The 16,316-nt window shown below is 65.0% G+C and carries 21 protein-coding genes; 13 read left to right on the top strand and 8 right to left on the bottom strand.

Annotated elements, in window-relative coordinates; translation table 11 throughout:
• The first annotated feature begins 32 nt into the window (after positions 1 to 32).
• Positions 33 to 479, top strand: a complete 447-nt coding sequence (aac(6'), locus tag H7828_RS18685) for an aminoglycoside 6'-N-acetyltransferase (RefSeq protein WP_226782583.1) — start codon at positions 33 to 35, stop codon at positions 477 to 479.
• A gap of 30 nt (positions 480 to 509) precedes the next feature.
• Here aac(6') and H7828_RS18680 read toward each other — a convergent pair whose 3' ends face one another.
• Together H7828_RS18680 and H7828_RS18675 are read right to left on the bottom strand one after the other, a co-directional pair.
• Positions 510 to 1,589, bottom strand: coding sequence for a sensor histidine kinase (locus H7828_RS18680; protein WP_226782582.1), 1,080 nt, complete (start codon positions 1,587 to 1,589; stop codon positions 510 to 512).
• Positions 1,590 to 1,656: 67 nt separating this feature from the next.
• A complete protein-coding gene (locus tag H7828_RS18675; RefSeq protein ID WP_226782581.1) occupies positions 1,657 to 2,019 on the bottom strand; it encodes a DoxX family protein in 363 nt (120 codons plus the stop codon).
• A 157-nt stretch (positions 2,020 to 2,176) separates the two neighbouring features.
• On the opposite strand from H7828_RS18675, the gene H7828_RS18670 reads away from it, so the two are divergent.
• The 3 genes from H7828_RS18670 to H7828_RS18660 all read left to right on the top strand — a co-directional run bounded on the left by H7828_RS18670 (position 2,177) and on the right by H7828_RS18660 (position 3,825).
• Entirely contained in the window at positions 2,177 to 2,317 is a 141-nt protein-coding gene (locus H7828_RS18670) for a hypothetical protein (protein ID WP_226782580.1), read from the top strand.
• Between the two features lie 125 nt (positions 2,318 to 2,442).
• Positions 2,443 to 3,444, top strand: a complete 1,002-nt coding sequence (gap, locus tag H7828_RS18665) for a type I glyceraldehyde-3-phosphate dehydrogenase (RefSeq protein WP_226782579.1) — start codon at positions 2,443 to 2,445, stop codon at positions 3,442 to 3,444.
• A 219-nt stretch (positions 3,445 to 3,663) separates the two neighbouring features.
• The gene (locus H7828_RS18660) at positions 3,664 to 3,825 is read left to right on the top strand and encodes a hypothetical protein (protein ID WP_226782578.1); all 162 of its coding nucleotides are present in this window, start codon (positions 3,664 to 3,666) and stop codon (positions 3,823 to 3,825) included.
• A gap of 210 nt (positions 3,826 to 4,035) precedes the next feature.
• On the opposite strand, the gene H7828_RS18655 is transcribed toward H7828_RS18660, so the two are convergent.
• Together H7828_RS18655 and H7828_RS18650 are read right to left on the bottom strand one after the other, a co-directional pair.
• Positions 4,036 to 4,641 (bottom strand): biotin transporter BioY, encoded by a 606-nt coding sequence (locus tag H7828_RS18655; RefSeq protein WP_226782577.1) that lies wholly within the window; start codon positions 4,639 to 4,641, stop codon positions 4,036 to 4,038.
• A gap of 2 nt (positions 4,642 to 4,643) precedes the next feature.
• Entirely contained in the window at positions 4,644 to 5,123 is a 480-nt protein-coding gene (locus H7828_RS18650) for a DUF6314 family protein (protein WP_226782576.1), read from the bottom strand.
• Positions 5,124 to 5,201: 78 nt separating this feature from the next.
• Here H7828_RS18650 and purB point away from each other — a divergent pair, with 78 nt between their 5' ends.
• The 8 genes from purB to H7828_RS18610 all read left to right on the top strand — a co-directional run bounded on the left by purB (position 5,202) and on the right by H7828_RS18610 (position 10,910).
• Positions 5,202 to 6,509 carry an adenylosuccinate lyase gene (gene purB / locus H7828_RS18645; RefSeq protein WP_226782575.1) on the top strand — a complete coding sequence of 436 codons (1,308 nt, stop codon included), beginning with the start codon at positions 5,202 to 5,204 and terminating at the stop codon, positions 6,507 to 6,509.
• 114 nt (positions 6,510 to 6,623) lie between these two features.
• Positions 6,624 to 6,788, top strand: coding sequence for an adenylosuccinate lyase (locus H7828_RS18640; RefSeq protein WP_226782574.1), 165 nt, complete (start codon positions 6,624 to 6,626; stop codon positions 6,786 to 6,788).
• A gap of 67 nt (positions 6,789 to 6,855) precedes the next feature.
• Complete coding sequence (locus H7828_RS18635) at positions 6,856 to 7,389, top strand: tetratricopeptide repeat protein (RefSeq protein ID WP_226782573.1); 534 nt, start codon at positions 6,856 to 6,858, stop codon at positions 7,387 to 7,389.
• An 88-nt stretch (positions 7,390 to 7,477) separates the two neighbouring features.
• A complete protein-coding gene (locus tag H7828_RS18630; RefSeq protein ID WP_226782572.1) occupies positions 7,478 to 8,566 on the top strand; it encodes a flagellar motor switch protein FliG in 1,089 nt (362 codons plus the stop codon).
• Positions 8,567 to 8,687: 121 nt separating this feature from the next.
• The gene (locus H7828_RS22875; protein WP_226782634.1) at positions 8,688 to 9,014 is read left to right on the top strand and encodes an SH3-like domain-containing protein; all 327 of its coding nucleotides are present in this window, start codon (positions 8,688 to 8,690) and stop codon (positions 9,012 to 9,014) included.
• Positions 8,986 to 9,285, top strand: a complete 300-nt coding sequence (locus tag H7828_RS22870) for an SH3-like domain-containing protein (protein WP_226782571.1) — start codon at positions 8,986 to 8,988, stop codon at positions 9,283 to 9,285. The genes H7828_RS22875 and H7828_RS22870 overlap by 29 nt, the downstream gene beginning before the upstream one ends.
• A 1-nt stretch (position 9,286) precedes the next feature.
• Positions 9,287 to 9,916, top strand: coding sequence for a nitrile hydratase subunit alpha (gene nthA, locus H7828_RS18615; RefSeq protein WP_226782570.1), 630 nt, complete (start codon positions 9,287 to 9,289; stop codon positions 9,914 to 9,916).
• Between the two features lie 31 nt (positions 9,917 to 9,947).
• Entirely contained in the window at positions 9,948 to 10,910 is a 963-nt protein-coding gene (locus H7828_RS18610) for a lysophospholipid acyltransferase family protein (protein ID WP_226782569.1), read from the top strand.
• Here the strand turns inward: H7828_RS18610 and H7828_RS18605 are convergent.
• Positions 10,858 to 11,553: a DUF1223 domain-containing protein gene (locus H7828_RS18605; protein ID WP_226782568.1), complete on the bottom strand. Its 696-nt coding sequence runs from the start codon at positions 11,551 to 11,553 to the stop codon at positions 10,858 to 10,860. The genes H7828_RS18610 and H7828_RS18605 overlap by 53 nt on opposite strands.
• A gap of 241 nt (positions 11,554 to 11,794) precedes the next feature.
• On the opposite strand from H7828_RS18605, the gene acnA reads away from it, so the two are divergent.
• Positions 11,795 to 14,572, top strand: coding sequence for an aconitate hydratase AcnA (gene acnA / locus H7828_RS18600; protein WP_226782567.1), 2,778 nt, complete (start codon positions 11,795 to 11,797; stop codon positions 14,570 to 14,572).
• A 270-nt stretch (positions 14,573 to 14,842) separates the two neighbouring features.
• On the opposite strand, the gene H7828_RS18595 is transcribed toward acnA, so the two are convergent.
• The 3 genes from H7828_RS18595 to H7828_RS18585 are packed head-to-tail and all read right to left on the bottom strand — an operon-like array spanning position 14,843 to position 16,258.
• Positions 14,843 to 15,385: a DsbE family thiol:disulfide interchange protein gene (locus H7828_RS18595; protein ID WP_226782566.1), complete on the bottom strand. Its 543-nt coding sequence runs from the start codon at positions 15,383 to 15,385 to the stop codon at positions 14,843 to 14,845.
• On the bottom strand, positions 15,378 to 15,530 hold the full coding sequence (ccmD, locus tag H7828_RS18590; RefSeq protein WP_425354958.1) for a heme exporter protein CcmD: 153 nt from the start codon (positions 15,528 to 15,530) through the stop codon (positions 15,378 to 15,380). The genes H7828_RS18595 and ccmD overlap by 8 nt, the downstream gene beginning before the upstream one ends.
• On the bottom strand, positions 15,530 to 16,258 hold the full coding sequence (locus tag H7828_RS18585; RefSeq protein WP_226782564.1) for a heme ABC transporter permease: 729 nt from the start codon (positions 16,256 to 16,258) through the stop codon (positions 15,530 to 15,532). Before H7828_RS18585 ends, ccmD begins: the two co-directional genes overlap by 1 nt.
• Positions 16,259 to 16,316: the final 58 nt, after the last annotated feature.

The raw sequence follows: 16,316 nt of genomic DNA, 5'->3' as shown, positions 1-16,316 counted from the left end.
CCCACCCGTCCAGAATAGGGGCGCGAAGGATCATGCCTGTTCGTATTGCGACCGCTGTTGATATCGACGGATGGCTGGAACTGCGCGCAAGGCTCTGGCCCGAAACGCCGCATGACGAACACCGCGCCGAAATCGCGCAGATGCTGGCCAGGCCCGAGGGCCAATGTGCGGGCTTTATCGAAATCTCCGAGGAAACCGAAGCGCGCGCCTTCGCGGAAGTGGCCCTGCGCCATGACTATGTGAACGGCTGCGAAACCTCGCCGGTCGCTTTTCTTGAAGGCATCTATGTGCACCCCGAACACCGGCGCGCGGGTCTTGGGCGCGCCCTTCTTGCGGCGATCCGGGCCTGGGCAAGGGAACAGGGCTGCACCGAACTGGCATCCGATGCCTATCTCGACAATGTCGAAAGCCATGCCTTTCACGCGGCACTGGGGTTCGAGGAAACCCAGCGGGTCGTCTATTTCCGCAAGGCGCTGTAGCTACCTGCAGAAGGGCGTTTCGCGTCGTCCCTAAAGTGCGAACCGCAGCACCGCCGCCGTTCCACGCTCCACCTCTTCGCGTTCGTACTGCCCGCCCAACTGGTCGGCCGAGGCGTCGATCACCGCAAGGCCCAGACCGCCGGGGCGGCTGTGATTCAACGGGAAGCCCACGCCGTCGTCCTCCATCCGCAGGGCAAATGCGCCCTGCCCGTCCGGCCCGCCGCTCACGCGGATCGCACCTTGACCCTCGGGGAAGGCATGGTCCAGCGCGTTCTGCACGAATTCATTGACGACGACAGCCACAGCCGCCGCCCGCTTCGATGTGACCATCGCGCCCGCAACATCCACATCCAGCGACACGCCATCGGGGCAGATCGAGGCGAGCGAACCCACGACGTTGGTCATGTATTCACCCAGGTCCACCCGGTCCGAGGCGTTGGTGCGATACATCTGATCGTGCAGCGCGGCGACGCTTTCGATCCGCTGGATCACCACCTCAAGCGCGCGCTTTACCTCGTCCGACACGCCCGAGCGCGCCTGAAGCCGGGTCAGAGAGGCCACTGACTGCAACGAATTCTTGACCCGGTGATCGACCTCGTGGCGCAGCACCTCGGCCTGTTTCAGTGCCCGGCGCAGCTCAAGCTGCTTCATCACCTGGCGGGCCAGCACCGTCAGCGCCTGGCGCTGCGTCTCGGTCAGTTGGCGCGGCGCGTAGTCCAGCACGCAGAGGGTGCCGATGGGCAACCCCTCTTCGGTGATCAACTGCGCACCGGCATAGAATCGCAGCCCCGGATCGCCAAGGCACAGCGCGTTGTCGCGCATGCGGATATCGGCCAGCGTATCGGGGATTTCGACGAAGGAATCCTCCAGGATCGCATGGGAACAGATCGAGGTTTCCAGCGGCGTTTCCCGCACGCCAAGGCCCACCTCGGCCTTGAACCACTGCCGGTCGGCGTCGATCAGGTTGACGACCGAAATGGGCGTGCCGCACAGCACCGAGGCCAGTTGCACCACATCGTCGAAATCCTTTTCGCGCGCCGAATCCAGCACGTCATAGCTGTTCAGGGCGTCCAGCCTTTCGGACTGAAGGGGATGGGGATCGGCAATCATGAATCTTCACCTGGTTTCCGCAAGATGGCGACATTATAAGGCTGATCGGAAAAGTGAAGCAGGATTTTCAACGCCCCGCCGCATGACGCGGCAGATGTGCCCCCGCCAGCACCAGGAAACCGCCCGCAATGGCCCAGTTCTTCACGAAGATCGTCATCTGCCAGGGATCGTCGGGCAGGAAGTGAAACCAGCTTGTGAAGATGCAATAGGCGGCCAGCGACAGGGCAAGCGGCCCCAGCCACCAGCCGGCAATCAGCATGACACCGGCCAGAGCGTTATAGGCCAGCGCAGGCCAGACCAGCCATTCGGGCAGGCCCTTGGCCGCCAGAAGCTGCATGACCGACCCGGGATCGCCCGCCTTCTGCGCCGCGCCCCCCAGGAACAACAGCGCCAGCAGGCAGCGCCCCAGCAGATCCAGCATTCGATGCATGGCCTCGCCCTCTCCTGACCTCCACGCAACCCTGCGCCCCCCGGGCCCGACAGACAAGCCGTTCTTGCCCCTTGGCCCGCAATCGCGCTTCTGCCATGTTGCGCGGCAAGGGGCCACGGGCCGCAACGAAGGGTCCGGGCCTGCCCGGGGTGACAGAATGACCAATGGCATCGCCATCGGGCTTGGCGCGCTGATCTTGGCGCTGATCGGCCTCGACATCTGGCTCGACGCCGGAATGATCGTGTTTCTGGGGCGCAAGTTTGTCGATCTTGTTCAACATGTCGCGTTCTGGCGCTAAGCGCCCTGCGCCACGGTTGACCTTTCGGGAAAATTCAACATGTTAGCGCCAACACCATTGCCAACCGGGCGCCGCGCCTGCCATTCGGCCCCCAACGCGAACCGAAACACCACAGGAGAACTGCAATGACCGTCAAAGTTGCCATCAACGGATTCGGCCGGATCGGGCGAAACGTATTGCGCGGGATCATCGAATCGGGCCGCACCGATATCGAAGTGGTCGCGATCAACGATCTGGGGCCGGTGGAAACCAACGCCCACCTGCTGCGCTATGACTCGGTCCATGGCCGTTTCCCCGCCAAGGTGACCACCACCGAAGATACCATCGACGTCGGCCGTGGCCCGATGAAGGTGACTGCCATCCGCAACCCCGCCGACCTGCCCTGGGGCGATGTTGACATCATCATGGAATGCACCGGCATCTTCACCAGCAAGGAAAAGTGCCAGGCGCATCTTTCCACCGGTGCCAAGCGGGTGCTGATCTCGGCCCCCGGCACCGACGCCGACAAGACCATCGTTTACGGCGTCAACCACGACACGCTGACCGCCGATGACCTGATCGTCTCCAATGCCTCCTGCACCACCAACTGCCTGTCGCCGGTGGCCAAGGTGCTGAACGATACCGTGGGCATCACCAAGGGCTTCATGACCACGATCCACAGCTATACCGGCGATCAGCCGACGCTGGACACCATGCACAAGGATCTCTATCGCGCCCGCGCCGCCGCGCTGTCGATGATCCCCACATCGACCGGTGCTGCCAAGGCCGTGGGTCTGGTCCTCCCCGAGCTGAACGGCAAGCTTGACGGTGTGGCGATCCGCGTGCCCACCCCCAATGTCTCGGTCGTCGATCTGACCTTCGAGGCCGCGCGCGCCACCACTGTCGAGGAAATCAACGACGCCATCCGCGCCGCCGCCGATGGCCCGCTCAAGAACGTGCTGGGCTACACAGACGAGCCGCTGGTCAGCAGCGATTTCAACCACGATCCGCATTCCTCGGTCTTCCACATGGACCAGACCAAGGTTCTGGACGGCAACATGGTGCGCATCCTGTCCTGGTACGACAACGAATGGGGCTTCTCGAACCGCATGGCCGACACGGCCGTCGCCATGGGCAAGCTGATCTGAGCCAGATCCGCTCACCGCACTACACCGCAAAGGGGCGCCAAGAGGCGCCCCTTTTTGCATCCGCTTCCCGGTTTAAGGGGCGCCGGGGCCACCATTCGCTGCGTTGCAGAAACCGCATGGCACCCTTCCGGAATCGTCGGTTGTGGGGCGCTAACATCGGGTCCATCTAGGGGGCGTGGGTGACAAGCCCCGCAACACCAGAACCGGAAGGAACAGAAGATGAGCTTTTACAACGCCCTGCGCAACGCCGCCGCCAAACGGGCCGCCTACCGCCGCACCGTCGCCGAAATCTCGGCACTGCCGCTCGACGTGGCGCTTGATCTGGGGATCTATCCCGGCGACGCGCGCAAGATCGCCGAACGTGCCGTCTATGGGGCCTGAAACCGCCCCAGGCCACCAGACCAGACCAGCACTTATATGAAACGGGCAGGCCACGACGCTTGCCCGTTTCTCGTTTCGCCCCCCTCTTTCTTGCCCGAAATACTCCCGCCGGAGGCTCCGACAGTTCGCCCTTGGCGCCGTCCCACGAAAAAGGGGCGCAGCCCTGGCCACGCCCCGTTTCGCATCAAATGATCCGGCGTGTCAGGGGTGTCAGCCGCGCGCGCGCCCGACCAGCGCCCAAAGGCCCGGCAGAACCACCGCCGCCAGCGCCAGTTTCAGCGCATCGCCCAGCAGGAAGGGCGTGAGGCCCCAGGCCAGGATCGGCTGATCCCAGCCATAGATCTGCCCCAGCCACAGCAGGCCCGGCACATAGATGATCGCATTGCCGATCAGCATGGCAATTGCCATGCGCCCGGCCGATCTGTCCCACCCCTGGCGGGCCAGAAGGCCCATGGCCAGCGTCGCCAGCACATAGCCCACCAGATAGCCGCCGGTGCTGCCGGTCATGTAGGCGAAACCGCTCAGCTCGGCGGTCGAGCTTTGGAAGATGTCAAAGCCAAGCGCGCCGACAAGCATGTAGCCCAGGATCGTCGTAAGCCCCAGGCGCGGGCCATAGGCCGCCGCGATCGACAGCACCGCGAAGGTGCCCATGCCGATGGCCACGGGGCTGCCGGGCACCGGCACCTTGATCTTGGCCATCACCGCCAGCGCGGCGATACCTGCGATCACCAGAACCACCTGCTTGATCCGCAAAAGGGTGCCTTGCGAAGGGCCGATGGCCTCGATCAGCACCCGGTCAGTTGTCGTGTCGGCCATGTTCATGGTCCCTCCGATAATGTCCGTTCCGCTGTTTCTGCACCAGCGAAGGCGGTATCGCAAGGCTCATAGAGCGAGGTCATCGCATATGCCTTGCGCGGCCCGTTGACCTGCCAATGGCTTGTCCACCTGGGCCAGCGGCTGAAATCATAGCGCACGACATAGGTATCAGGCGTGCAAAGGTGGGTGTCGCCCGGCGCACTGTCGGCAGGGTCGAACCGGTGAAAGGGCCGCCCGTCCTCGAAGAAAACGACGATCGCGCCCGACTCGGCCCGCCAGTGATAGCGCCGCCTTGCCTGCACCGGGGCCTGCCCCGGAAGGCGCAGCGTGCCGGCTTCGTCGTATCGCAACCCCGCACCATCGCCGATGAATCGGGCCAGCCCCTCCAGGTTGGCGCGGGTGGCGTTGCGGCTGTCGTCGATCTGGCGGGTCAGGGTCCAGCTTCCGGTGAAATCGGCCAGCGTGATCGTCTTGCCAAGCATTCCACCGCTCCCTTGCCGCCCGTGCCCGTGCAGTCTAAGACCGCGCCAACCCCAGTTCCACCCCGGAAAGGCCCCACGATGATCCCCCGTTATTCCCGCCCCGACATGGTTGCCATCTGGTCCCCCGCCAGCAAGTTCCGCATCTGGTACGAGATCGAGGCGCATGCCTGCGACGCCCAGGCCAAGCTGGGCGTGATCCCGGCCGAAAGCGCCGCCGCCGTCTGGAAGGCCAAGGACGTGGAATTCGACGTCGCCCGCATCGACGAGATCGAGGCGGTGACCAAGCATGACGTGATCGCCTTCCTCACCCACCTGGCCGAGATCATCGGCGAGAAGGAGGCGCGGTTCGTCCACCAGGGCATGACCAGCTCCGATGTGCTCGACACCACCTTCAACGTGCAACTGGTGCGCGCCGCCGACATCCTGCTGGCCGATCTCGACGATCTGCTGGCGGCCCTGAAGCGCCGGGCGATCGAACACAAGGACACGGTGCGCATCGGCCGGTCCCACGGCATTCACGCCGAACCCACCACCATGGGCCTGACCTTCGCGCGTTTCTACGCCGAGATGGACCGCAACCGCACCCGCCTGCGCGCAGCCCGCGCCGAGGTGGCCACCGGCGCGATTTCCGGCGCCGTCGGCACCTTCGCCAACATCGATCCGGCGGTCGAGGAACATGTCTGCGAACAGATGGGTCTGACGCCCGAGCCGATCAGCACCCAGGTCATCCCGCGCGACCGCCATGCCGCCTTCTTCGCCACCCTCGGCGTCATCGGCAGCAGCATCGAGAACATCGCCACCGAAGTGCGCCACATGCAGCGCACCGAGGTTCTGGAGGCCGAAGAGTTCTTCTCCAAGGGCCAGAAGGGCTCCAGCGCGATGCCCCACAAGCGCAACCCGGTGCTGAGCGAAAACCTCACCGGCCTCGCCCGCCTCGTGCGCATGGCGGTGGTGCCGGCGATGGAGAACGTGACCCTCTGGCACGAACGCGATATTTCCCATTCATCGGTCGAACGCAACATCGGCCCCGACACCACGGTGACGCTGGATTTCGCCCTGGCCCGGCTGACCGGCATGATCGACAAGCTGGTGATCTATCCCGACAACATGCTGGCCAACATGAACAAGTTCCGCGGGCTGGTGATGAGCCAGCGCGTGCTCCTCGCCCTCACCCAGGCGGGTGTTTCGCGCGAGGACAGCTATAAACTGGTGCAGCGCAACGCGATGAAGGTCTGGGAACAGGGCGCCGATTTCAAGACCGAGCTTCTGGCCGATCCCGAAGTCACCGCCGCCCTGTCACCGGCCGAGATCGAAGAGAAGTTCGACATCGGCTATCACACCAAACACGTCGACACGATCTTCGCCCGGGTCTTCGGCGCCGACTGATCCGGCTGGCGGCGGGCACACGGAAATGTGAAAGCCCGCCGTCACCTTCCCCCGCGTCAGGGGGCCAACCCGTGCTACCCTTCAGGCTCTGACACCAGAACAGGAGCGTGCACGATGAAGTTGAGACTGATCCTCGCCACCTGCGCCTTGGTCGCGGCCCCGACACTCGGGCTTGCCATGGGCTGTTCCGATCACGGCGATCAGGCGTCGATGTCCTGTGCCCAGGGCATGGTTCTTGACGCCGCCACCGGCACCTGCGTGACCCAGACCACCAGCTGACCACGACCGGCGGCGCGCAACGCCCGCCGCCGGCCCCTGTTCCCCCGGTTTCCCGAAAGGCCACCCGATGCCACGACTTCTGCTTGCCGCCGCGCTTTGCCTGCCCACGGTCGCCTTCGCGGCCGGATCGTCGGATTCCACCCCGCCCGCAACCACGAAAACCACCACCGAATGCACCGGCACGCAGGTCTATGACGAAAAGACCGAAAGCTGTGTCGATGCCAAGGACAGCCGCCTCGATGACGATACGCTCTATCAGGGCGCGCGCGAACTGGCCTATGCAGGCCGCTATGACGATGCCATTGGCGTGCTATCGGCGATGGGCGATCAGGACAGCGACGGCGTGCTCACCTATCTAGGGTTTGCCCACCGCGCCCGGGGCGACATGGCGAAAGGCATGGCGTTTTATGCGCGGGCACTGGCGCAGAACCCCGACAACCTGCTGGCGCGGTCCTACATGGGCCAGGCCCATGTGATTGCCGGACATGTCGACCTGGCGCGCCTGCAACTGGATGAAATCCGCACCCGTGGCGGAATGGGCGGCTGGCCCGAGGTGTCGCTGCGCATGGCCATCGAAACCGGGCGCACCGCCACCTACTGACGCAAAGGTCACGGGGCCCACAACGGTCTGTTAACCGGCATATGTCACTGCTGGGCGCAAAGCCCGACTGTGCAAAGGCCCCTGCCCCGTGACAACCGACCTGACCCTGCCCGCCTCTCCCGCGCCCGCGGCGCGCGCCCCCGTTCCCGGCGGGCGGCTGACCGGAATCCGCACCGGCCCCACCCTGAACCGGCGCCAGAAGGCCGCCATCGTGGTGCGCCTGCTGCTGGCCGAAGGCGCCGCGCTGCCGCTCGCCGACCTGCCCGAACCGCTTCAGGCGGAACTGACCACGCAGATGAGCCAGATGCGCTATGTCGACCGCGCCACCCTGAAATCGGTGATCGAGGAATTCGCAAACGAACTCGACAGCATCGGCCTGGCCTTTCCCGGCGGGCTGGAAGGCGCGCTTTCCATCCTCGAAGGCGTGATCAGCCCCGACATGGCGGCGCGGCTGCGCAAGCAGGCCGGCATGGTCTGGTTCAACGACCCCTGGGAAAGCCTTGCGGGGTTCGACACCGAACTGCTGCTGCCCCTGCTGGAACGCCAGTCGCCCGAGGTTGGGGCGGTCCTGCTCTCCAAGCTGAAGGTCGCCAAGGCGGCCGACATCCTGGGCAAGCTGCCCGGCGACAAGGCCCGCCGCCTGACCTTCGCCATGTCCGAAACCGCCGATGTCGCGCCCGAAACCGTGCGCCGCATCGGTCTGTCACTCGCGGCCGAACTGAAGGCCGAACCGCCCCGCGCCTTTGCCACGGGGGCCGTGGCGCGCGTGGGGGCTATCCTGAACGTCTCGGCCAGCGCCACGCGCGACGATGTGCTGGCGGGCCTCACCGAAGACGACGCCGCCTTCGCCGACGAGGTGCGCCGCGCCATCTTCACCTTCCCCGACATCCCCGCGCGCATCAAACCGCTCGACGTGCCCGCCGTGCTGCGCAATGTCGCGCAGGACAGCCTGATCGCCATTGTCGCCAGCGTCGACGGCACCAACAGCGACGCGACCGAATTCCTGCTCAACAACATGTCCAAACGCCTGGCCGCCACCCTGCGCGACGAAGCCGCCGAGGCCGACCCGGTCAAGCTGCGCATCGCCGAAGCCGCCCGCACCGAGGTGATCACGGCAATCCGCACCCTTCTGGACAGCGGGGAAATCCAGCTGGTCAGCGAGGATGACGACGACTGAGCCTCTTTCTTGCTCCAAATACTCATCCCACACCGCAGCCCGCGCATCCCTCTGGACAACGGGCGCAGCGCTGCCCAGAATACGGGGCATGGAGTCGATGATGAACAAGCGCTGGCACGACATGGGGGGCGATCCCGCGGATGCCCTGCCGCTGCGCGATGGCCGCCCGGCCGAACACGATTTCGCCCTCTGGGAAAAGCGCGTCGATGCCCTGATGGTGCTGATGACGACGAAGGGCCATTTCACGGTCGACGGGCTGCGCCGCGCGATCGAGGATATGGGCCCAGAAGCCTTTGAAACCATGTCCTACTATGATCGCTGGATCGCAGCCGTGAATCAGAACCTGGTCGAATCCGGCGTCTATACCCTGTCCGAACTGGGGCAGAGGATGGAGCAGGTGGCGCGCCGCGGCCCCACCTATGGCCAGGCCTCCCTTGCAGGTGCTTGACGCCGCGCCTGGCGCGCCGGTGCGCGTGCGCAGCTTTCAGCCGCCGGGCCATATCCGCACGCCCCACTACTTGCGTGGCAAATGCGGCGTGATCGAACGCCGCCTCGGCCCCTTCGGCAATCCCGAACAACTGGCCTATGGCCTGCCCGGCGATCCGCTGCCGCTCTATCGCGTCCGCTTCACCATGGCCGAGGTCTGGGGCGGCAAGGCCGAACGCCCTGATGACACGCTCGACGCCGAAATCTACGGCCACTGGCTGGAGCCCGCCTGACATGCCCCACGATCACCTCAGCCCCTCCGGCCACCCCTACCGCGCCGACAACGACATGCCACTGACCTATTGGCAGTGCATGGAGATCGCCATGCGCGAACTGCTGATCGAGAAGGGCGTGACAACGACCGCCGAGATCGCCGCTCAGATCGACGCCATGGATGCGCGCAGCCCCGCCGACGGCGCCCGTGTCGTTGCCCGGGCCTGGTGCGACCCTGCGTTTCGCCAGCGCCTTCTTGCCGATGCCTCGGCGGCCAGCCGCGAACTGGGGTTCGACATCGGCGCGCTGCGCCTGATCGCCGTGGAAAACACCCAGGACGTGCACAATGTCATCGTCTGCACCCTGTGCAGCTGCTATCCGCGCAACTTGCTGGGCCTGTCGCCCGATTGGTACAAGTCCCGCGAATACCGCAGCCGGGTGGTGGTTGAGCCGCGCCGCGTGCTCGCCGAATTCGGGCTGACCCTGCCCGACACCACCACGATCCGCGTCCACGATTCCACCGCCGACATGCGTTACATCGTCATCCCGGCCCGCCCCGCCGGGACCGAGGGCCTTGATGAAACCGCGCTGGCCGCTCTTGTCACCCGCGATTCGATGATCGGCACCGGCCTGGCGCGCAGCCCGGCCTGACCGCGCCTTGCCCAGGGCCGCGCCACGTTCTATGACGCGGCCACCCACCCCGAGGAGCTGCCCCTTGCGCGATGCCCTGCAGAACCTGGCGATCCGCGCCGTGCTTGGCCTTGCCCTGGCCGTGCCCTATCGCGCCCGCGTGCCGATGATGGGCTGGATCGTGTCGCGCGTGGTCGCGCCGCTGGCCGGGTGGGACAAGCGCGTGCGCGCCAACCTGGCCCATGTGCTGCCCGATCTGCCCGCGCAGGAGGTCGAACGCCTGGTGCGCGCCGTGCCCGACAATGCCGGGCGCACGCTGATCGAAATCTACTCGGGCCAGCAGTTCAAGGAGAGGGTCAGGAACACCCCCCTCACCGGCCCCGGCCTGCCCGCCCTGCAAGAGGCCCGCGCCCAGGGCCGCCCGACGATCCTGGTCACCGGGCACTTCGGCAACTACGACGCCCCGCGCGCGGCCCTGTCGCAACAGGGCTTTCCCCTGGGCGCCCTTTACCGCGAGATGAAGAACCGGCGCTTCAACGATCACTACGTGCGTGCCATCAGCACCATTGCCACGCCGGTCTTTCCAGCCACCCGCAAGGGGCTGACCGGCTATGTCGGGCATCTGAAACAGGGCAACAGCATTGGCATCCTGATCGATGTCTACGCCCCCGAGGGCGCAGTGCTGAGCTATTTCGGCAAACCTGCCCCCACGGCGCTGTCGACGGCGGAATGGGCGCTGAAATACGATGCCGTCATCATCCCGATCTACGGGGTGCGCCGGGACGACGGGCTGTCCTTCGACATCGTGCTGGACGAACCGGTGCCGCTGAGCGATGCCGAAACCATCACCCAGGCGCTGAACGACAGCCTTGAAAGGATGGTGCGCCGGCACATGGATCAATGGTTCTGGATTCACCGCCGCTGGAAACCCGAGGATCAGGCCCGCCGCGCGGCAGAGCGGCTCAGTTCAGACGCGCAGCCGCCACGACCGGACCAAAGCCAGCCTCCTGGATGATCACCGCCGCCGGACCCTCGGGCACGGCCACGTCAAGGGCCAGAGGCGCGCTGCCGTCCCATTCGCCCACCGTCGACCAGTCGCGCACGATATTGGCGTAGGTAAAGGTGTTTCCGGCGTTTTCGCCCTGTTCGATGTTCACGGTCTCGCTCGCGGTATAGCGGGCGATCTGCACCACCATTGCCCCCGGCACGGCCCCCACGGCACGCGCCGTGACAATGGCGCGATTGCCGTTGCGCACCGCGCTCAGCGTCACCCGGTCGGGGCGGGCGCGATGGGCCTGGATCAGGTCGGCCACCTCCATCGGGCGGTAACCCACGACATGCTCCTTGCCGCCGACGATCAACTGCGGCGTGTAGATCGTGCGCGCACCCGCCGCGCGGGCATAGTGTTTCTGCCGCTTGGTATAGGCCGGATTGGCGAACTTGTCTTTCCAGCCGATGTAATCCCAGTAATCGACATGCAGGGCCAGGGCGATCACGTCTTCGCGCCCGGCAAGCTGGCGCAGTAGTTCATCGGCGGGCGGACACGAGGAACACCCCTGTGAGGTAAAGAGTTCGACAACCACCGGAAGATCACCCGACTGCGCCATGGTGCCCCAGCCCGACAACGCAACCATCGCCGCTGCAATCCACCTTGCCATCTTCTGCCCTTTCCTTGGCCACGTCCCCTGCCTATCCAACGGGGCCTGAAATGACCAATCAAGGTTTTGAGAGATCACGGGCCCCGGCGCAACCGCTGACCGGCGGCGACAGATTGCATCATTTGTCCTCTGGCGCAATACGGTGTACCATCGTATACAAATCGCGACTCCCCTTGATCGCCCCGCCCGTTTGGGCGAAACGCTGGGGGAACGCCCCACCCAATTGCAAGGGAGACACCCGATGACGATCCAGGTAGGACAAGATACCTCCAAGACCCGCAGGGATATGACCGTTGATGGCCAGACCTACGCCTATTATTCGATCGAGGCCGCCGAAAAGGCCGGCCTTGGCGATTTTTCCCGCCTGCCCGCCGCGCTGAAGGTAGTGCTGGAAAACATGCTGCGTTTCGAGGACGGCAAGACCGTCCACGTGGACGACATCAAGGCATTTTCCGACTGGGCCGCGAACGGCGGCAAGACGAACCGCGAAATCGCCTATCGCCCGGCCCGCGTGCTGATGCAGGATTTCACCGGCGTTCCCGCCGTGGTTGACCTGGCCGCCATGCGCGACGGTATCGTGGCCCTTGGGGGCGACGCGCAGATGATCAATCCGCTGAACCCCGTCGACCTGGTCATCGACCATTCGGTCATGATCGACGAATTCGGCAATCCGCGCGCCTTCCAGATGAACGTCGATCGCGAATACGAACGCAACATGGAGCGTTACCAGTTCCTGAAATGGGGCCAGGGCGCGTTCAACAACTTCCGCGTCGTGCCGCCGGGCACCGGCATCTGCCACCAGGTGAACCTGGAATACCTGGCCCAGACCGTCTGGAACGACAAGGACCAGAACGGCCAGACCGTCGCCTATCCCGACACGCTGGTGGGCACCGACAGCCACACCACCATGGTCAACGGCGCCGCCGTTCTGGGCTGGGGTGTCGGCGGGATCGAGGCCGAGGCCGCGATGCTGGGTCAGCCGATTTCCATGCTGATCCCCGAGGTCGTGGGCTTCAAGCTGAAGGGCGCGATGCCCGAAGGCACCACCGCGACCGACCTGGTTCTGAAGGTCGTCGAGCTGCTGCGCGCCAAGGGCGTTGTCGGCAAATTCGTCGAATTCTACGGCGACGGGCTGGACAATGTGCCCCTGGCCGACCGTGCCACCATCGGCAACATGGCCCCCGAATACGGCGCCACCTGCGGCTTCTTCCCCATCGACGATGAAACCCTGCGCTATCTGAACACCACAGGCCGCGACAAGCAGAACATCGCCCTCGTCGAAGCCTATGCCAAGGCCAACGGGCTGTGGCGCGACACGGGGTACGAGCCGGTCTATACCGACACCCTGGAACTGGACATGTCCACCATCGTTCCGGCGATCTCGGGCCCCAAGCGCCCGCAGGATCACATCGCCCTGACCGAGGCCGCCAGCACCTTCGCCAAGTACATCGAGGGCGAACGTAACGGCAAGGACGTGACCGAGAACGCCGAAGTCCGCTGGGAGGCCGAAGGCGGTCAGCCCGAGCCGCGCGACATCCCCGGCGACACCGGCCATCACCAGCGCGGCTATGTCGCCAGCGACGATGGCAACTACCAGCTGCACGACGGTTCGATCGTGATTGCCTCTATCACCTCCTGCACCAACACCTCGAACCCCTACGTGATGATCGGCGCCGGCCTTGTCGCACGCAAGGCGCGCGAACTGGGCCTGACCCGCAAGCCCTGGGTGAAAACCTCGCTTGCGCCCGGCTCCCAGGTGGTTTCCGCCTACCTTGAGGCGGCCAACCTGCAAGAGGATCTTGACGCCATCGGCTTCAACCTCGTGGGCTATGGCTGCACGACCTGCATCGGCAACTCGGGCCCGCTGGACCCCGCGATCAGCAAGGCGATCAACGATTACGACCTGATCGGCGTTTCCGTTCTGTCGGGCAACCGCAACTTCGAGGGCCGGATCAGCCCCGACGTGCGCGCCAACTACCTGGCCTCTCCGCCGCTGGTGGTGGCCTATGCGCTGGTGGGCGACATGAACGTCGACATCACCACCCAGCCCCTGGGCCAGGACAAGAACGGCAAGGATGTTTACCTCAAGGACATCTGGCCCGACCAGAAAGAGATCGCCGACCTGGTGGAGCAGACCGTCACCCGCGAAGCCTTCCAGAGCAAGTACGCCGATGTCTTCAAGGGCGACGAGAAGTGGCAGGCCGTCGAAACCACCGACAGCCAGACCTACGACTGGCCGCCCACCAGCACCTATGTGCAGAACCCGCCCTACTTCCAGGGCATGAGCAAGGATCCCGGCGTCATCAGCGACGTGAAGGATGCCAAGGTTCTCGCGGTGCTGGGTGACATGATCACCACCGACCACATCTCGCCCGCCGGTTCGTTCAAGGAATCGACACCGGCCGGTCAGTACCTGACCGAACGCCAGGTCGCCCCGCGCGAATTCAACAGCTACGGCTCGCGGCGCGGCAACCACGAGGTGATGATGCGCGGCACCTTCGCCAATATCCGCATCAAGAACGAGATGCTGGATGGCGTCGAGGGCGGCTATACCAAGGGCCCCGACGGCGAACAGACCTCGATCTACGACGCCGCCATGGCCTATCAGGAGGCCGGCACGCCGCTGGTGATCTTCGCGGGCGAACAATATGGCGCCGGTTCGTCGCGTGACTGGGCGGCCAAGGGCACGGCCCTGCTGGGCGTGAAGGCCGTGATCGCCGAAAGCTTCGAACGCATCCACCGGTCCAACCTGGTGGGCATGGGTGTCATCCCGTTCGAATTCACCAACGGCGACACCCGCAAGTCTCTGGGGCTGACCGGTGAGGAAACCGTGTCGATCACCGGCCTTGAAGGCGACATCAAGCCGCAGTCGACGGTGCCCTGCACCATCACCTTCGCCGATGGCACCGTGAAAGAGATCGAGCTGAAAAGCCGAATCGATACCGCGGTCGAGATTGAATACATCGAGAACGGCGGCGTTCTGCACTACGTGCTGCGCAACCTGGCCAAATCGGCCTGAGCGCCCAAGTGATTGAAGAAAAAGGAAAACGGCCGCCCATGGGGGCGGCCGTTTTCATATCTGGCGGCAACGGGCGGCAATGCTCCGCCAAGGATGGCCAGAAACAGTGTGTTTTCTCGCAATCGGCTCATGAACCGTTAAGTCTTGTGTGACACGCTTGGGGGCGATGAACATGTTGACTGAACGCATACGTGCGGCAACGCGGCGTATCCAGCTGCCGCTGCCGCTGCTTGAAACCGCACTATTCGTTGGGTTGCTGGCGGTGAACGCCTATCCCGGCTGACCGGCCCGCTCCATTGCCGGGCGGATCGTCTCGTTCAGAACCCTCTCGGTGATCGGACCGGGAAAACGCAGCAGGATCTTGCCCTCGCCGTCGATCACATAGGTTTCGGGCACACCGTAAACGCCCCAGTCCAGCGCCGTCCGCCCCTTGGCATCAGCGCCCAGGGTGGCATAGGGGTTGCCCAGCTCCTCAAGGAAGGCCAGCGCCTTGGCCGGATCGTCCTTGTAGTTGATACCATGGATCGTCACGCCTTCTTCGGCCAGACGGTCCAGGTTGGGGTGTTCGATCCGGCAGGGCGCACACCAGCTTGCCCAGAAGTTCACCAGCTTCACGCCCGGCGCACGCAGGGCCTCGGCCACCAGCGGCTCGGCCTCGCCCAGGGGGTCCACCTGTAGGGGCGGTGCCACCTGCCCCTCACGCGCCGAAGGCAGGCTGTCGGGATCGCTGCGCATCATACCGAAGACAAAGACCAGCGCGAGGCCCGCGAAAATCAGCGGCGGGGCGATCATCAGTGGCGATACCCTAGCCATGTCGCCTCTCCTCTTCAGCCTGTTGCAACTGGCGCCTGATCCGCGCCGCACGCGCCCATGTCAGCGCCACCAGCACCGCAAGCAGCACGAAGGTGGCACCATAGGCCGCGTAAACCTCGGCCGCATATTTCCCCAGATCCGGCATCATCCCATCCTTGCCCGCAGGCGCAGCGCATGAAGCCGCCGCGCCCTGATCTCGGTCCGGGTGCGCACCAGGACCAGCGCCAGGAACAGCAGGACGAAGCCCGCGATGCAGACCACCAGCGGCAACCAGAACACGTCCGACACGTTCTCTTCCTTGTCCAGCGACAGCGACGCGCCCTGGTGCAGCCCCTGGTTCCAGAAATTCACCGCATAGCGCGACAGCACCGCGAAAACCGATCCGACCAGGCACAGCACCGCCGTCAGGTCGGCGGCGGTGTCGGGGTCCTCGATCGCCTCCCACAGGGCGACATAGCCGAGGTAGAACAGGAACAGGATCAGGAACGACGTCAGCCGCGGGTCCCAGGCCCACCAGGTGCCCCACATGGGCTGCCCCCAGATCGCCCCGGTGGCCAGCGCGATCAACGTCATCACCATGCCCACGGGCGCCGCGGCCCGCGCGGCCAGCGCACTGACATGGTGCCGCCGGATCAGCCAGATCAGCGAAGCAACCAGCATCATCACCCAGGCGTTGATGGCCATCATCGCGCTGGGGACGTGAAGATAGATGATCTTCACCGTCGCCCCCTGCCGGTAATCGTCGGGCGTGAAGAAGAACCCCCAGACCAGGCCAACCCCAAGGCAAAGCAGGCTCAGCCCCGCCACCACCGGCAGAACCTTCGCGCTAAGCCCCATGAAACGGGCCGGATTTGCATATTCCCACAAAGACATGCCTTGCTCTACCTTCTGCCCGGGGGGCGCTCAAGCCTGCTCTTTCTTGCCAAAAGTA

It is taken from the genome of Oceaniglobus trochenteri, assembly GCF_020529025.1.
Lineage (GTDB): Bacteria > Pseudomonadota > Alphaproteobacteria > Rhodobacterales > Rhodobacteraceae > Oceaniglobus > Oceaniglobus trochenteri.
Note: the sequence above shows the minus strand (reverse complement) of the source record. Positions and strands in the feature narration are given on the sequence as shown.

Excerpts from the sequence above, each read along its gene's own strand:
- H7828_RS18680 (WP_226782582.1), bottom strand. The coding sequence starts at position 1,589 with ATGATTGCCGATCCCCATCCCCTTCAGTCCGAAAGGCTGGACGCCCTG.
- acnA (WP_226782567.1), top strand. The coding sequence starts at position 11,795 with ATGACGATCCAGGTAGGACAAGATACCTCCAAGACCCGCAGGGATATG.
- H7828_RS18675 (WP_226782581.1), bottom strand. The coding sequence starts at position 2,019 with ATGCATCGAATGCTGGATCTGCTGGGGCGCTGCCTGCTGGCGCTGTTG.
- H7828_RS18640 (WP_226782574.1), top strand. The coding sequence starts at position 6,624 with ATGAAGTTGAGACTGATCCTCGCCACCTGCGCCTTGGTCGCGGCCCCG.
- gap (WP_226782579.1), top strand. The coding sequence starts at position 2,443 with ATGACCGTCAAAGTTGCCATCAACGGATTCGGCCGGATCGGGCGAAAC.
- H7828_RS18585 (WP_226782564.1), bottom strand. The coding sequence starts at position 16,258 with ATGTCTTTGTGGGAATATGCAAATCCGGCCCGTTTCATGGGGCTTAGC.
- H7828_RS18605 (WP_226782568.1), bottom strand. The coding sequence starts at position 11,553 with ATGGCAAGGTGGATTGCAGCGGCGATGGTTGCGTTGTCGGGCTGGGGC.
- nthA (WP_226782570.1), top strand. The coding sequence starts at position 9,287 with ATGCCCCACGATCACCTCAGCCCCTCCGGCCACCCCTACCGCGCCGAC.
- H7828_RS18610 (WP_226782569.1), top strand. The coding sequence starts at position 9,948 with ATGACGCGGCCACCCACCCCGAGGAGCTGCCCCTTGCGCGATGCCCTG.
- H7828_RS18650 (WP_226782576.1), bottom strand. The coding sequence starts at position 5,123 with ATGCTTGGCAAGACGATCACGCTGGCCGATTTCACCGGAAGCTGGACC.
- H7828_RS18635 (WP_226782573.1), top strand. The coding sequence starts at position 6,856 with ATGCCACGACTTCTGCTTGCCGCCGCGCTTTGCCTGCCCACGGTCGCC.
- purB (WP_226782575.1), top strand. The coding sequence starts at position 5,202 with ATGATCCCCCGTTATTCCCGCCCCGACATGGTTGCCATCTGGTCCCCC.
- H7828_RS18655 (WP_226782577.1), bottom strand. The coding sequence starts at position 4,641 with ATGGCCGACACGACAACTGACCGGGTGCTGATCGAGGCCATCGGCCCT.
- H7828_RS18670 (WP_226782580.1), top strand. The coding sequence starts at position 2,177 with ATGACCAATGGCATCGCCATCGGGCTTGGCGCGCTGATCTTGGCGCTG.
- ccmD (WP_425354958.1), bottom strand. The coding sequence starts at position 15,530 with ATGCCGGATCTGGGGAAATATGCGGCCGAGGTTTACGCGGCCTATGGT.
- H7828_RS22875 (WP_226782634.1), top strand. The coding sequence starts at position 8,688 with ATGGGGGGCGATCCCGCGGATGCCCTGCCGCTGCGCGATGGCCGCCCG.
- H7828_RS18595 (WP_226782566.1), bottom strand. The coding sequence starts at position 15,385 with ATGGCTAGGGTATCGCCACTGATGATCGCCCCGCCGCTGATTTTCGCG.
- H7828_RS18660 (WP_226782578.1), top strand. The coding sequence starts at position 3,664 with ATGAGCTTTTACAACGCCCTGCGCAACGCCGCCGCCAAACGGGCCGCC.
- H7828_RS22870 (WP_226782571.1), top strand. The coding sequence starts at position 8,986 with ATGGCCAGGCCTCCCTTGCAGGTGCTTGACGCCGCGCCTGGCGCGCCG.